The following is a 16,263-nucleotide window of genomic DNA, read 5'->3' as shown; positions in this document are numbered from 1 at the left end:
AATCATTTTATTGATATATCATCTATCTGTTACTAGGTATTTTAGGGTGATTATAATGATAATATTCTGTTAATATTCGATGTAGCATTGTAAATTTGTTTTAAAATTGGATTATTTTGTTGTAATATAGGAGATACACGAATCTTTAGAGGAAAAAAGTAGGGTGGATTTGTGTATGGGTAAGTAAATTTGTCGGAATTCATTTTTTGGGAAAAGTGTGTCATTTACATGTATAAGTTATCAGAATGTTATGCCAGTATAGAACTAATGGGGGGATTACGATAATGGGGAAAAAGAAAATCGTAAAAATTGCATCAGCTACCATAATGGCTGCAACAACGATCGTAGCAGTAGCACCGGCACCATCGGAAGCTGCGACTAGCCTTAATAGTAAAATCAAAACGGCCAAGGCCGCCATCAAAAAACCATTCGATACCTATTTCTACACTTCTAAACTCGCTTCAGTGTCCACTGTTGAAAAACAAATCAAGTCTGCAAAACAAGTAAAAAAAGACATCAACTCTACCATTAAAAAATCAATGTTAAGCAAAAAAGAAAAAGATGCCAAATACAAAGAAATCGAAGCTTATGATAAGTACATCACTCGTTCAGAAGGTTATGTAAAAGGATATAAAGCGGCTGAGAAAGCAAAAGCTGCACATGGCAAATCGATTGGCAACCTTACGAATTCAATACTTGCCAAGAAATCCATTGATATCAGGAATCAATACGAGGCATTGGATAAAGCCGTGAAAAAGGCAGATAAAGATATTAAAGATACGGTTTACGGTGCGAAAATCGAAAAGCTCCTATACGATAAATTCACTAAAGCGACCAAAACAGCTTTGAACGGTGACCTGAAAGTTCCATACTACTATGAAAAAGCTGCTTACTGGGTGAAGAAAGGTGATTTAAAGACCGCGGACAAACGGATGCAAACCGTTTCTTCGCAATTGAAGAGGGTCAGCAAAACATCCAAGCTCGGAAAAGCTATACACGCCTATGTTAAAGAAGTGAAAGGTAAGTATGATGATGCGGTATATGCAGAAAAGAAAAAAGAAGTGGCAAAGCAGGTCAATGCCTATGTAGCCCTTGCCAATGGGGAACTTAAAACAAAAGAACAGATAAAAGCGGCTAAAAAGGCCAGAGCCGACATCCACTTAAATGGGATCAAGGAGTCGGACCGAAAGGAATTCGAAACGAAAATAGCATTGGCGGATATGAAAGTAGCAGCTGCTAAAGAAGCTTTGAAAAATCCAGCGAAGGCAATCACGCTTTCCTTGATGCATACGAATGACACGCATGCTCACTTGGACAATGTGGCCAAAAGGGTGACAGCTGTTAAGGAAGTGCGTAAGAGTAAACCGCAAGCTCTTTTGGTGGATGCAGGTGACGTATTCTCGGGTACCCTCTATTTTAATGAATTCAAAGGGCAAGCGGATCTTCGCTTCATGAACTTAATGAAATATGACGTCATGACATTCGGGAATCATGAGTTTGACTTGGGTTCAAGCGCCGAAGGGCATCAAGCTTTGGCTGACTTCGTTGAAGGGGCACAGTTCCCATTTGTCAGTTCGAATGTGGACTTCTCCAAAGATGATAAGTTCAAGGGACTATTCTCGGATTTGATTTCAAGTAAGCCAGAGCAAGGGAAAATATACAATGGCGTCGTAAAACAAGTGGATGGCCAGAAGGTAGGTTTCTTCGGGCTTACGACTGAAGAAACGAAAGATATTTCAAGCCCTGGAAGTATAGTATTCGAAAACTATCTTGAAGAAGCCGAAAAAGCGGTCAAGGCGTTCAAAGGCATGGGTGTTAATAAGATCGTTGCCGTATCCCATATTGGTTACGATGATAATGCGGCCTATGACAATGATTTAACATTAGCTGCCAAGGTCAAGGGCATCGACGTGATTGTGGGCGGACATAGCCATACGCAGTTAAACGCCCCCGTTGTTATTGATAAGGATGATAAGGGGAAAACGAAAGATCCGACAGTCATCGTTCAAGGGTATCAGTATAGCGACTTTTTAGGCACGATCGATGTGGAATTCGATAAGAAAGGCAAGATTGTCGGACAAGCCGGTCAGCTGATTAAGCTTTCTGAAAAACAGGATGATCCTGAAGCGGCAAAAGTGCTCGAAACATACTCCTCGAAGATTAAGGAGCTGAAGGAAACGAAGACGGGTGCAACAGCTGTAAAGGCCTTGGAAACCCCTCGTGATTCAGGTGATGAAACGAAACCGAGCGTTCGTAAAAATGAAACCGAACTGGGTAATCTAATTACGGACGGAATGCTTAGTAAAGCGAAGGAATTCAATAAGGATACGGTAATCGCATTCCAAAATGGCGGGGGCATCCGCGCTGGCATCGATCAAGGTGAGATCACTTTAGGGGAAATCCTCACCGTTTTACCGTTTGGGAATACGTTAGCGACGATGAAGCTTACGGGTGCAGAAATCAATGAAGCATTAGAGCATAGTGTAAGCCTGGCCCCTAAGGAAAATGGCGGCTTCCTGCATGTTTCCGGAATGAAATTCAGCTACGACAGTTCGAAGGAAGCAGGCAATCGTGTGACAAAGGCAGAAGTCCTTGGACAAGATGGAACCTATTCCGAATTGGATCCAGCGAAGGAATATACTGTGGCGACCAATGCTTTTACAGCCAAGGGCGGAGATGGATTCAACGTTTTCAAGAAGGCTTATGAAGAAGGAAGAGTGACGGATATAGGCCTCGCTGATTGGGAGAATTTACGTGATTATGTAAGCGGGCTGAAAACTGTCGATCCAAGCATCGAAGGACGCATCAAGGATGTGGCTGGAAGCAATACAGACCCGACTGTGGTATTGGCTAAAGACTTTGGCGGAACGGCTGATGCGCCAAAAACACATGAAGGCAATGTAGTTGTGGATATCACGGATATTGCTTCATTGGAACATGCAGTGGTTAAAGGGAATCTTACATTAACGGGAACTCCTCCGGATGATTTTACTTTTTCAGAGGTTACAGTAGAGGGTGATTTGGATTTATCGGGACTTAACGGTAAGACCGTAAGCCTGAGCGGTGTCACGGTGAATGGCGAAACCATTCTTTAAACGGTTTTTAAATGATTGCTGAGCCTATGGAAAAAAGTTGGAGGGGTTGAGATCTTGAAGAAGAACGGGATAAGCAAGCTTTTCTTTGCCATACTGATCGTACTGTCAACGGTTCTGCCAAATGCAGCCGCAGCAAATGCCGAAGGGACAATATCGGTCATTGAAGCGATTAATAATAACAGCGGAACGGCGACGGTGAAGGGATATATCGTCGGTACAGCTAAAAGCGGTACAAGCTATCAACAAACATCGCCTTTTACTGAAAGTACGAACATAGGCATTGCCGATAGTCCGGATGAAACGGATGTTAAGAAAATCATGCCTGTTCAGCTTCCAGCCGGAAGTATCCGGACGGCCTTGAATTTGGTCGAACATCCGGAATTACTTAAAGCGCAGGTGACGATTACGGGGAAGCTGGAAAAGTACTTTTCAGTACCCGGCCTGAAATCCGCAACGGATTTCACGATCATCACTGATGGGGGAACAACACCTGAACAGCCTGATGTGAAGGTTCTGGATTCCATTGCCGAGGCGCGCACGAATACGGAAGATGTCGTGCAGGTCGATGGGGTGGTCACGACGGGACTTGGTTATTGGGGAGGAAAAGGTTTTTATATCCAAGATGAAACGGCAGGGCTATATGTTTATGGTTCTTCGTGGCCTGCGGAAGTAAAGCAAGGGGATAAGGTTAGATTAATCGGACAAGTATCCGCTTATAATAAGGAATTACAAATCCAACCAACTTCCCTTGAAGTCGTATCTTCTGATAATGAACTTCCTGAAATCCAAACGATTGATGCTTCAGGGATCAATGAGGATACACAAGGTGAGCTGGTCACCATCGATAAGGCGACCATTACAGAATTGGCGGCATCGGGCACTTACGGAACTTTCGAATTCAAAGCGGAAGATTCTGAAGGGAAATCCGTCATCGTTCGCCATGATAACCGGACCGGTTCGAGCTATGAAGATTTCGTGAAAAGCTTTAAAGCAGGGGATGTCATTTCCGTAACCGGAATCGGATCGAGGTTCAATGACACGTACCAGTTGAAGCCGCGTGGCATTGAAGATTATGAACTGGTGAACAAACCAGCCGTTTACACGGATATTTTCCCTGGTACGGTTAGTGAAAATACAAAGATATCACTTGAATCTGGTTGGGAAGAAGCGAAAATCCATTATACGCTGGATGGATCCGCACCAACGTCTTCAAGTGCTGTGTACACAGAACCCATCATTTTAACGAAAGATACGGTCATCAAGGCAATTGCTGTCAACGACAGGACATCGGAAGTTTTCACATTTGCCTATACCGTTAACAAAACCACTGAAGTGAAGATTTGTGACATTCAGGGGATGAATCATTTTTCATCTTATGAAACTCAACTCGTCTCAGGTGTGGAAGGTGTCGTCACTTATGTAAAAGATGCGAATAACTTTTACATGCAAGATCCCAACCCGGATAAGGACTTAACGACTTCCGAGGGAATACTTGTGTACAACAAAGCGCATGGCCTAAAAGCGGGCGATCATGTCAAAGTGGCAGGTAAAGTCGCCGAATGGTATATCGAAGGTTACGCTGAAATGAAAACGACGGATCTGCCGACAACTGAATTGACCAATACGACGATTGAAAAGCTTGGCACTGAATCGATGCCAGAACCGATCGTCATCGGAAAAGATGTCATTCCGCCGTCTGAGAACATCGATGATGATAGATTGACAGATTTTAATCCGGGTGAAGACGGCATTGATTTCTACGAGAGTCTGGAAGGAATGCTTGTGCAAGTATATAACCCGAAAGTGGTTGCTCCTCAAGACTATGGTGAATTGGTCGTGATTCCAGGGAATATGGAAACGACGACTGCAGTTGGCGGCGTCAAAATAACGGAAACGGATTTCAACCCTGAAAGAATTACCCTGGATATAAATGATGAATCATTTGCAGCGAAATCGGGTGATTTCTTTGAAAGCTCGGTTACCGGTGTAATCAGCTATGGATACAGCAACTATAGGGTAGTGACGGATAAAGCTCAGCTGCCGGCGTTAAAGGATGGCGGTACGGCTCGGGAAGTGACATCTTTAGAGAAGGATGCTGATGAGCTATCGATCGCTTCCTATAATATAGAGAATTTCTCCACTCAAACCGCTAATTCGAAAGTTGAAACGATCGCAACATCCATCATTACCAATCTTAAACAACCCGATATCATCGGGGTAACGGAAATGCAGGATAACGATGGGGGAACAGATAGCGGGACAACGGACTCTGCTCAAAGTGCCAAGAAGTTAACCGAAAAAATAAAAGAGCTGGGCGGACCGCAATATCAATACATCGATATCGCTCCAGAAGATAAACTTGATGGCGGTGCACCTGGCGGGAATATCCGTGTAGGCTTTTTATATAATGCCGACCGTGTCAAATTGACTGAAGGAACGAAAGGGACGGCAACACAGTCCGTGGCTTTCAAAGATGGAAAACTTACCTTGAACCCTGGACGAATCGAGCCTGCCGATCCCGCCTTCAATTCAAGCAGGAAGCCTTTAGCGGCTCAATTCGAATTTAAAGGCGAAAGCGTAGTGGTGGTGGCCAATCATTTCAATTCCAAGGGCGGTGACCAGCCGTTATTCGGCAAAAACCAGCCACCTGTTCTTTCAAGTGAAACGCAAAGGCTTCAAATTGCCTCCATCGTCAATCGGTTTGTCAGTGATATCAAGTCACAGGATGCCAAAGCGAATATCGTCTTGCTTGGAGACTTTAATGACTTTGAATTCTCGGCTCCGCTTAAAACATTGAAGGGCAAAGATTTAACCAATATGATTGAGAAAGTCCCTTTTGAGAAACGTTATTCTTACACCTATCAAGGCAATTCACAAGTACTGGACCATATCCTGGTATCGAATAATATGGCCGCGGCCACAAAAGTCGATATTGTCCATATTAATTCATCCTTCATGGAAGTTCACGGAAGGGCTAGCGATCATGACCCTGTATTGATTTCAACCCCTTTATCTGAATCAGGCGGAGTTGAAACTCCTGCTCCAGAAAAAACATATAATCTGACAAACGTTAAAACGAAAAAACTTACGATTGCTTCACCTAGTGCTTTGATCGATATTGATGAAGCATCCAGCATCGAAGAAGGTATCTGGTTAAAAGGCTCATATGCTGTACTCAAAGGCCTCGGGCTGAAGAATGCTGCTGTGACGATAAAACCGGATAAGGATGGTGCAATCATTGATTTTAGCGGCATGGCGGTGAAGGAAGTCATCATTGATAATGCCAATGTAAAAGAAATCAGAGGCGCTGAAAATGTTCAGAAATGGTCGGTGACAGAAGGTGTTGACACATCGAATATCAAGTTTGTCGATTCCAAGGGGGAAGCAATTGCTTCCCCTTTCGACCCTAAAGAAAACCATGCGCCCGTCGTAACGAAAAAACTGGAAAATCTTGAAGTGAAAGCCGGTTCAAAGGTCACCATCGATTTGAGTGAGCACTTCTCAGATCCTGATGGAGATAAGCTGACCTTTTCATCCACTATCGGTACAGTCACCGGCCAGACATTAACGCTTCCTGCAAATGAAGCTGGAACATACCTTGTCGCAGTCAAGGCCGAGGACCAGCAATCGGAAGCGGTTGCCCGTTTCACGTTGACCGTATCGAATGATAAGCCGCTTGAAGCTTATTACGAAACGGCGGCAGGAAAAACGGGAACGGAACTGAAATCGGTTCTGCACTCGATAATTAAGGGCCATACGATGTTATCTTATGATCAAGTGTGGAATGCCCTTAAAGAAACGGATGAAGATCCGGTGAACAAACAGAATGTCATCTTGCTTTACTCTGGAAAATCCATCTCGGAGAACGCGAATGGGGGCAATGCCGGACAATGGAACCGCGAACATGTTTGGGCAAAGTCCCACGGTGATTTTGGGACAAGCAAAGGTCCCGGGACAGACCTTCATCACCTTCGTCCCGCTGATGTGACAGTCAATGGCAAGCGGGGCCACCTTGATTTCGACGAGGGGGGTCAAACATATAGTGGATGTGAATGTAAGTTTGATTCAGATTCATGGGAGCCGCCAGACCATGTTAAAGGTGATATAGCACGGATGCTATTTTACATGGCCATCAGATATGAAGGAAACGGCGAGTTGGATCTTGAATTATCCGATACAGTCAATACGTATCCGAAGCCACTTCATGGAAAGCTATCGACACTTTTAAAATGGAATGAACTCGATCCAGTCGACGATTTCGAGAGCCATCGCAATGATGTCATTCAGGACTGGCAAAATAACCGCAATCCATTCATCGACCATCCGGAATGGGCATCCGAAATTTGGGGTGCCGCTGAATCCAGAGATGAAAGAAAGGCGAGTTAAATCGGAGATCGAAGGGGAAGCAGCCTGATGGCTGCTTTTTTTAGTTTGATTACGCAGGTAATTAGAAAGTGCCTCACCCCGAACATGATTTTAAAAGAAAGCGGCATGTAAGTGAATGGGTTAATTATCTTAAAATACTGAAAAATCAAATATTACTTCTAAGTTAAATAATAAAAAATATTGGTAGGTATGTTATGTAATATATGTTAATATGGGATATGTAATGAAAGGGTTTTCATTGCAAGAATGATAAAAATATTTTAATATAGTAATAATGCCGCTTTTTGATCTTCATTCACTTTAAAAGACGGTTAAAAAATTTATTGCCAGAAATGGGGCATTACACGATGAAATACAGATCTGCATTCGATATAATCGGTCCCGTCATGATTGGACCTTCAAGTTCACATACAGCAGGAGCTGCCAGAATTGGCAGAGTAGCACGGACATTATTTGGAAAGCAACCGAAGAAAGCGATTATTTCTTTATATGGTTCTTTTGCAAAAACATACAGGGGGCACGGTACGGATGTTGCTGTCGTAGGCGGGATCTTGGATTTCGATACGGATGATGAACGAATCCCTGCCTCTTTAACGATAGCGGAAGAAGCCGGTATGGACGTTTCCTTTACAATTGAGGATACTGTGATGGATCATCCTAATACAGTCAAGATTAGATTGTTCGACGAGGATAAGGAATTGGAACTGGTTGGGATCTCCATTGGCGGCGGAACGATAGAAATAACGGAGCTGAATACATTCAAGCTAAAATTGTCAGGGGAAAACCCAGCCATTTTAGTCGTGCATAACGATGTGTTTGGAATCATATCTTCCGTTTCGACCGTATTGGCGAATCATGAAATTAACATTGGTCATATGGAAGTTTCACGAAAAGAAAAAGGTCAAATGGCCCTCATGTTGATTGAAGTCGATCAGAAAATCCAGGGCGATGTCATGAAGGAAATTGAAGGGTTGGAAAACGTGTCGCAAGTCATAAGGATGGTTGAATGATCATCATTAAAAGTGCTGGCATAGATATGGAGGTAAAAACATGTTCCGAAATGTAGCAGAGTTGGTTGAACTTGCTGAAAGTAAACAGGTAAAAATCGCGGAAATCATGATTTTACAAGAAATGGAGTTCTCAGGCCTGTCGAGAGAACAGATCATCGAAAAGATGGACAGGAATTTGACAGTGATGGAACAAGCGGTGGAAAGAGGTCTGAAAGGTGTGCAATCCGTGACAGGCCTAACGGGCGGAGATGCCGTTCTTTTGCAAAATTATATCAAGTCGGGCAAGGCACTGGCAGGTAATTTATTATTGGATGCCGTCAGTAAAGCTGTTGCGACGAACGAAGTGAACGCAGCAATGGGAATGATTTGTGCCACTCCGACTGCAGGTTCTGCGGGCGTTGTGCCCGGTACATTATTTGCCGTGAAAGAAAAATTAAACCCGACCCGGGCAGAGATGATTGAATTTCTTTTCACTTCCGCTGCCTTCGGATTCGTGGTAGCAAACAATGCTTCCATTTCTGGAGCGGCTGGCGGCTGCCAAGCAGAAGTGGGCTCGGCAAGCGGAATGGCCGCAGCTGCGATAGTGGAACTTGCCGGCGGTACACCAAGCCAAGCGGCAGAAGCGATGGCGATCACTTTGAAGAACATGCTTGGATTGGTTTGTGACCCAGTGGCTGGATTGGTTGAAGTTCCTTGCGTGAAACGTAACGCAATGGGTGCATCCAACGCAATAACGGCAGCTGACATGGCACTTGCGGGCATTACGAGCCGCATTCCATGTGACGAAGTGATCGATGCCATGTATAAAATAGGATTGACCATGCCGGTTGCACTTCGTGAAACGGCAGAAGGCGGCCTGGCTGCGACTCCTACTGGGCGAAAATTGGCAAAGGAAATTTTCGGTTCATATAAATAAACATTCAGTCCCATTAACAAGAGGTTTGTTAATGGGATTTTTAATTGGTCTTAAAAATAAATGAGGCTATTTTTGTGAATGAAAAAAGGAAATTAGAGGAAGACCGAGGGATTTGGCGTTTTTGGACACGGAGATGGAAACAGTCGTTAAAAAATCTGAATTATCAGTGAATATGGAGCCATAGCAACTTTGTGAGTTATCCCTTTCAATGATAAGATGAGTACGAAATTCACTATGGGAAGGATTGATTCTTCATTAATTTTCTCGAACTAACGTACACGTCGGCAATGGAAAAAGCGATGTTTCAGGCTCATGGAATCGGCTATGCACAATATGCTCAAAAACTGGAGCAACGCATGATGGTTGAACAAGAACGGGAACAGGATTATTTACAGGGCAGGCGTATATCAGAGGAGATGAGAGCCAATCTTTTTTTGGGGAGCTAATTTCGATCTGCGATATCGATAACATAAACGAAAAAATACAAAAGGAGCAATCGAAAAGATTGCTCCTTTTGTCCTGCCATAAAGGGTATTTTTCCATTAAAAGAAGGAAACAGCACTTTTAAATAGAAAGTACGTTCATGAAGAGGAGGAGGATCTTGTTGGAGAGAAAAGCATTGCTTGTATCAGCATTACCGGGATATGAAGAGGAAATTGGTCGGTGGCTTTGGTGTTTAGAAGATGTTCGACGTACGCTTATATCGGAATTGACTGGAATCAGCCAAAATATACTCGATTCAAAAATCGATGAAAGGCAAACTATAGGCTCGATGTTATATCACATAGCGCTGATAGAGGCAGATTGGTTATACGAAGAGGTCCTTGTTACGGAATGGGATTCGGAAATATCCGCGTTGTTTCCAGTAGGGTGCCGTGCTGAAGATGGCTCCCTGAACCATATTGAAGGACAAACATTAGACGAACATTTCTACCGACTCAATAAGGTGCGTGAGGTATTTCTTTCAAACTTTCGCACAATGGACCTGACGGATTGGCGTAAACCGAGGGTACTTGAAAAATATGATGTCACACCTGAATGGGTCGTTTACCATTTGATTGAACACGAATCACATCATCGAGGTCAGATATTCCAATTGCTGAAGAAATTACGGAATGAATATGAAGTTAAAGAAATGTGATTTTTTGATGGCCTGCTATCAACATCAGATTATGGAGGTCTCACCCGGAACCATGATTTTAAAATAGGACTAGATTATCTTTAGTGTTTTTTACTGTTATCCACAGGAATGTTTAATAAATAAAGAACCTGAAGGCAAACTTGCTTTTCTTTCAGTCTGGAGCTGCCTTTATGGCAGCTTTTTGTATGTCGAGATACTTGGTTGTTGGATATATATGGTTAATTACCCATAATAAGTTGCGGTTTATGGTATATTGGTTAATGTCAATACGTCAACATGGTCCGGTGTGCTTGCGTTTTTGTTTGTCTTTAAATTAAAGAATAGATCCAAGCCTTCACGAAAGAAAGCAGTGAGGTTTCCGATCTTTATGAGGTTATAGCGGTCAGTGCTATAAAAGACGGTGACGCCATCGTAAATTGAAATTATGAAAACAAGACTTCTTGATGATTCCATATGGGATGAAACCATCAGAGACGTTTGTTAATAAAAAAAACTGTAGGCAAACTTGATCTGACCCAATAAAGTTAGACATATAATTTAAGCAGCTTCTAAGACCTGAGTTCGGTATTCTATCGGACTCAGGTCTTTTAATTTTACCTTCATTCGTTTGTGGTTATAGTAATGAATATAATCATCTAATTCCTTTTCAAAGTGCTCCATACTTTCAAACTCTTGGAGATAAAGCAATTCAGACTTTAACAAGCCAAAAAAGTTTTCCATGACTGCGTTATCTAAACAATTTCCCTTACGGGACATGCTTTGTATAATGCGGGAATCTTTTAAGGTTTTTTGATACTTCTTCATTTGATAATGCCACCCTTGATCCGAATGGAGGATGACCGTATCTTCTGGTTTTAGGTGTTTAATCGCCTCATCTAACATATCTCCAACAAGTTTATAAACAGGCCGTTTCATCACTTTGTAGGCAATAATTTCACCATTACATAAATCAAGGATAGGGGATAAGTAACGTTTCTCCCCAAATAAATGAAATTCCGTTACGTCTGTTACCCATTTTTGATTCATTTTCTCGGCTTGAAAATCACGTTGTAAAATATGGGGGGCAATTCGACCAACACGCCCCTTATACGAACGATACTTTTTCATACGGACTAAACATTTTACGCCCATTTCATTCATGAGGCGGTTGATGGTCTTTGGATTGTGAGAAAACCCATATTTTTTTAACTCTTTTGTGATACGACGATAACCGTAACGTCCTTTATGTTCATGATAGATAGACTGAATAGTGGCTTTTACCTTCGAATACTTATCTTCTCGATTCAAGCGTTTTTCCCAATAATAGTACGTGCTACGTGGAATATCAGCGACTTTAATTAAGGCCACAACCTCATAAATGGACTTTAGTTCATAAATTACTTGCGCTTTGATTTTGGTTGTAATTTTTCCTGCATTTGAACTAAAGTATTTAACTTTTTTAAATACGCATTCTCCATTTCCAGTTGTTTAATTCGTTCTTCAAGCTCTTTAACCGAACCTTCAATTTGTTTGGATGGATTGATATCTTTTTTCATGGATGGTCTCCCCTTTTTCTTAGAAATTAGGGCATCTAATCCATAGGCATTAACATTTATTCTCCACGTCCGAATTAGCGCTGGAGATGAAATATTAAACCTTGCGGCTGCGTCGTAAGAAGATATACCCGTTTCATTCATATAATTAAGTACATCCATTTTAAACTCCGTAGAATAACTTGTATAGGATTTCTTAAATCCATCGGCTCCTTGAATTTGGTATAAACGAACCCATCCTTGAATCATTTGATAAGAAACTTCAAATATTTTCTGAAGATCCATATAGCTGTGCTTTCCTTCAAGGTAAAGTCGTACAATGAATATTTTCTGTTGGGCAGAAAAATTAGCCATAAAAAACACCCCGTAAATGTTAGTTTGGTGTCTAACATTTACGGGGCAGTTCAACTCGCTTATCTTCGAGTTCGTCTACAGTTTATATGCCTGGACTGATTTTATATCATTTAATCTATTTGGTGATTATGACCGAATTTCGACTTTAAGACGCTGCTTGCATACCCAATGAATCCTCCAACAATGGCAGGGACGATCCACCCAAGCCCAGCTTCATACATAGGAAGTATTGCAGTGAAGAAATCATTGATGAATGTAATGTGTACACCTGCTCCATTTAATCCATCAAATAGACTGACGATGAATGTTAAAAGTAAGCTGCCTTGATAAACCTCAGGTCTTCCCTTAAATAAGGAATGAAGAAATGTTAGGAAGATCAAAACAATGGCTAATGGATAAATGGCTGTCATAACCGGTACTGAAATGGCAATTAACTCGGTTAGTCCAATATTGGCAATGATTGCACTGAATATGGATAAACTTATGGCAATCGTTTTGTAAGGAAGACTTGGAAATAGTTTATGGAAGTACGTCGAGCAAGAGGTAATGAGTCCTACGCTCGTCGTTATACAAGCTACTGTGATCATTAATCCCAATAATAGCCCGCCATATGATCCAAAGTAGTAATCCGAGACTTTCGCCAAGATAATGCCTCCATTATCCAAGCGTCCAAGTTCCCCAACGCTTGAAGCACCCATATAAGAGAGAGCTGTATAAATGGTGGCAAGGATAACGGCCGCAATGGCAGTCGCTTTTCCACAAACGATCATGATTTGTTTTTTTGTTTTGGCACCTTTTTCTTTGATGGCATTAATGATGATGATGCCAAAAACAAAAGATGCTAGAGTATCCATGGTTAAATATCCTTCTCTGAACCCATTGAAAAATGGTTGAACCATATAGTGCTCGGCAGGTGCTTCAAAATCTCCAATTGGATTAACGAAAGCGACTACCACCAGGATTCCAATGAACGTCAACTTGATGGGTGTCAAAATTTTCCCCACAATTTCGACAATTTTCGCGGGATTGAGCGAAAGAAGGCATGAAACTGTAAAAAAGATGATGGTGAAAATAAGTAAAGGCAATGGACCTGGATCTTCAGGTAAAAAAGGTTTTACACCGATCTCAAAAGAAACGTTTCCTGTTCTAGGCATGGCGAATAATGGACCAATGGCTAAATAAAGAATGGTTGTGAATACAATACCAAAGACTGGATGGACACGGCTCGCTAATGATTGTAAGTCATCTTTTCCAGAAAAACCGAGTGCCAGCACACCAAGTAACGGTAATCCTACTCCTGTGACCAAAAACCCTGCATTAGCCGACCAGATATTCATTCCTGCCGATTGACCAAGCATTGGCGGGAAAATTAAATTCCCTGCACCGAAGAAAAGGGCAAATAACATGAACCCAATCACTACTATAAATGAAGATGGAACCTTATTAGACAAAATAAACCCTCCGACTAAAATTTGCTATTTTAGAAAATTATTAAATTTTCTAAAAATTATATAAACAGTAATACTAAGACCGTACAGTATTATAACTAAATTAAATTGATATTTCAATATATTTTTTGTTTTTTATTATTTACCTTGATGATCAGTATCCGCCCTTATCTTATTTTGAACATCTAAAGGCTGCTCATACTCATGAAATTTGAAATGTAAAGGAAATGAGGATGCAGAAAAAACGGCTTTACGTCGCGAACCAGTTTGAGCTCACGATAAAGAGTGACGGTTTAGATGCGGTTTTAATTGTGGGAAAATTAAGGATGTGTTTAGAATGGTTGAAAAAATACTGGGATTGTTCTTTGAAAAACGGAAACAAAACAAAAAGGATGTTTTATTACTAATTTTCATATTCATGCTCCTATAATTAATTTGGTTAAGTATATCTCGGATATGGACTTATCTTGGTTATCTGGCATTGTATCAATTGCAATCATTATTCTTGCGGCATCTATATATTTTGAAGGAAAAAGAAACAGGGAAAACGATGGATAAACTTCTGTTTTAGTTTGAGGGGATGTTAGGCTAATTGTAGTTGTTTAATCAATAAAATAAGATGACGCTAAAATAATAATTATTACTTTAATTAGGGACTGTACTTCAATAAGGGAGCTGCTTTGGCAGCGCTTGAGTTTGTAGACAAAAGGGGTTTATCTAAATTTCAAAATAAAGTTGATTGGAGCGGGTGTGCGAGACTCCTGCGGGAAAAGCGCGTCGAGGAGGCTCCTGGACCGCCCGCGGAAAGCGAGTACCTGTAGTGGAAATCGACATTCGAGGTTTTATAAACCCAAATAAAAAACTGAGGAAAACTTAATTGTTTGTTTACATTTGGGCTGCTTATGCAGATACTCCTTAAATTATAAATTGAAAGGAAGCTCAAAGGTATCCGATCAACGGGAGTAAAAATAACTTGTACTCAACAGGGTTTGTATAGTCTTCTTCTGTCAATAATGGTTATGGAATCAGAATTTCTGCGTTTTGTCTATAACTTACCGTTTTGTCGTGAAAGGAACTTATGAAAATGCTCGAGAAGGGTAAAATCGGAAGCCGTCAACTGATGATATTAGTGATTCTATATACGCTTGGAGATTCTATTTTAGTCATTCCCTCCATTGTCGCTTCCGAAGCTGAACAAGATGCTTGGATTTCGGGCATGATAAGCGTGGCAATAGCACCGTTATTGATTGTTTTGATATATGAGGCCTTAAGGAAATGCTATCCTGATTTAACATTAGTGGAATACAGCCAAAAAATTCTGGGGAAGTGGCTGGGAATGGCTATTTCTCTTCTTTTTATAAGCTACTTTTTTATAACCACAGCAACTTATTTGAGTGAAATTGGGGATTTTATGATTAGTCATATTATGCCTGATACTCCAATTCAAGTGATCATGATTCTTTTTATGAGTGTCGTCCTCATGGCCGCGCGTCTTGGTTTGGAACCTTTGGCCCGAAGCGCGGAAATATTTTTCCCCTATGTTTTATTACTTATATCAACCTTGATAATTCTTCTGCTTCCCGAGATTAAATTTCAAAACCTGCAACCTGTATGGGAGGGGGGAGTGAAACAGGTTATACGGGGTTCTATACCATTTATTGTTTTTCCGTTTATTGAACCGGTTGCGATTCTAATGATCCTCCCGTTCGTAAGTCAAAAAGATAAAATAAGAAAAAGCCTTTTTGTCGGTCAATTGTTGGCTGGAAGTGTTTTGATCATTATAACCATGTTAGCCATTCTTGTACTTGGTTCCGAGTCAACGATAAGACAAAATTATCCAATCTATATGTTGGCAAAGAAAATAAATATCGCAGATTTCTTGACGCGGCTGGAAGCAATAATGGCCATAATATGGTTCATCACAATTTTTATTAGATTTAGTTTGTTTTTTTATGTGACCGTTTTAGGTACGGCCCAAACCTTAAAATTGCAAGATTATCGTCCTCTGGTTTTTCCGTTTGGTATCCTATTGATTGCCTTTACTCTGATGATGACACCGAATATTGTCCATTATAATAAATTCATTACAGAAATCTGGCCGTTTTATGCCATGACATTCGGGTTTCTGCTGCCATTGATATTACTAATAATCGCCAAAATTAAGAAAAATGATCAACGTAACTAAGGCAGGACTTATCTATTAAGAAACTAGTGTAAAAGAATTCTATTAGAAGCTCAGGTGTCATTTTTTACTTTGTCTCAGTTTATAGAACTCCCCGACGCGCTTTTCCCGCAGGAGTCTCGCACCTTACGTTCCAATCACTGGAACTTTTTTTCTTGAGGGGTTGTAAAATTTGAGCGTTGATTTCCACTCCAGGCAC

The 16,263-nt window shown here is 41.2% G+C and carries 9 protein-coding genes; 7 read left to right on the top strand and 2 right to left on the bottom strand.

Translation table 11 applies throughout. The features are described 5' to 3' along the window. Positions 1-284 precede the first annotated feature (284 nt). The 6 genes from MHB45_RS20780 (at position 285) to MHB45_RS20755 (ending at position 10,548) form a co-directional block, all read left to right on the top strand. Entirely contained in the window at positions 285-3,095 is a 2,811-nt protein-coding gene (locus MHB45_RS20780; protein WP_340908080.1) for a bifunctional metallophosphatase/5'-nucleotidase, read from the top strand. Positions 3,096-3,149: 54 nt separating this feature from the next. Then, positions 3,150-7,481 (top strand): endonuclease, encoded by a 4,332-nt coding sequence (locus MHB45_RS20775; protein ID WP_340908079.1) that lies wholly within the window; start codon positions 3,150-3,152, stop codon positions 7,479-7,481. Positions 7,482-7,828: 347 nt separating this feature from the next. Then, positions 7,829-8,491, top strand: a complete 663-nt coding sequence (sdaAB, locus tag MHB45_RS20770; RefSeq protein WP_340908078.1) for an L-serine ammonia-lyase, iron-sulfur-dependent subunit beta — start codon at positions 7,829-7,831, stop codon at positions 8,489-8,491. A gap of 40 nt (positions 8,492-8,531) precedes the next feature. Beyond that, positions 8,532-9,407, top strand: coding sequence for an L-serine ammonia-lyase, iron-sulfur-dependent, subunit alpha (gene sdaAA, locus MHB45_RS20765; RefSeq protein ID WP_063596028.1), 876 nt, complete (start codon positions 8,532-8,534; stop codon positions 9,405-9,407). 299 nt (positions 9,408-9,706) lie between these two features. Beyond that, positions 9,707-9,853 (top strand): hypothetical protein, encoded by a 147-nt coding sequence (locus tag MHB45_RS20760; RefSeq protein WP_162489976.1) that lies wholly within the window; start codon positions 9,707-9,709, stop codon positions 9,851-9,853. Between the two features lie 155 nt (positions 9,854-10,008). Further along, positions 10,009-10,548, top strand: a complete 540-nt coding sequence (locus tag MHB45_RS20755) for a DinB family protein (RefSeq protein ID WP_226990390.1) — start codon at positions 10,009-10,011, stop codon at positions 10,546-10,548. A 537-nt stretch (positions 10,549-11,085) separates the two neighbouring features. Here the strand turns inward: MHB45_RS20755 and MHB45_RS20750 are convergent. Both MHB45_RS20750 and brnQ read right to left on the bottom strand, forming a co-directional pair. After that, positions 11,086-12,434, bottom strand: a protein-coding gene (locus MHB45_RS20750) for an IS3 family transposase (RefSeq protein ID WP_114238069.1) whose coding sequence is annotated in 2 segments (ribosomal slippage) — positions 11,086-11,975 and positions 11,975-12,434 — 1,350 coding nt in all. Because the reading frame shifts where the segments join, the coding sequence is not laid out codon by codon here. 110 nt (positions 12,435-12,544) lie between these two features. Continuing rightward, a complete protein-coding gene (gene brnQ, locus MHB45_RS20745) occupies positions 12,545-13,885 on the bottom strand; it encodes a branched-chain amino acid transport system II carrier protein (protein ID WP_048678899.1) in 1,341 nt (446 codons plus the stop codon). Between the two features lie 1,081 nt (positions 13,886-14,966). On the opposite strand from brnQ, the gene MHB45_RS20740 reads away from it, so the two are divergent. Next, the gene (locus MHB45_RS20740; RefSeq protein WP_048678894.1) at positions 14,967-16,067 is read left to right on the top strand and encodes a GerAB/ArcD/ProY family transporter; all 1,101 of its coding nucleotides are present in this window, start codon (positions 14,967-14,969) and stop codon (positions 16,065-16,067) included. Positions 16,068-16,263 lie beyond the last annotated feature (196 nt).

This window comes from Peribacillus sp. FSL K6-5616 (genome assembly GCF_038008245.1).
Classification (GTDB): domain Bacteria; phylum Bacillota; class Bacilli; order Bacillales; family DSM-1321; genus Peribacillus; species Peribacillus frigoritolerans.
This window is presented reverse-complemented; position numbering and strand designations above follow the sequence as displayed.

What these genes read in the sequence shown, in the direction of transcription:
- MHB45_RS20780 (WP_340908080.1), top strand. Translation starts at nt 285, where the DNA reads ATGGGGAAAAAGAAAATCGTAAAAATTGCATCAGCTACCATAATGGCT.
- sdaAB (WP_340908078.1), top strand. Translation starts at nt 7,829, where the DNA reads ATGAAATACAGATCTGCATTCGATATAATCGGTCCCGTCATGATTGGA.
- sdaAA (WP_063596028.1), top strand. Translation starts at nt 8,532, where the DNA reads ATGTTCCGAAATGTAGCAGAGTTGGTTGAACTTGCTGAAAGTAAACAG.
- MHB45_RS20760 (WP_162489976.1), top strand. Translation starts at nt 9,707, where the DNA reads ATGTTTCAGGCTCATGGAATCGGCTATGCACAATATGCTCAAAAACTG.
- MHB45_RS20740 (WP_048678894.1), top strand. Translation starts at nt 14,967, where the DNA reads ATGCTCGAGAAGGGTAAAATCGGAAGCCGTCAACTGATGATATTAGTG.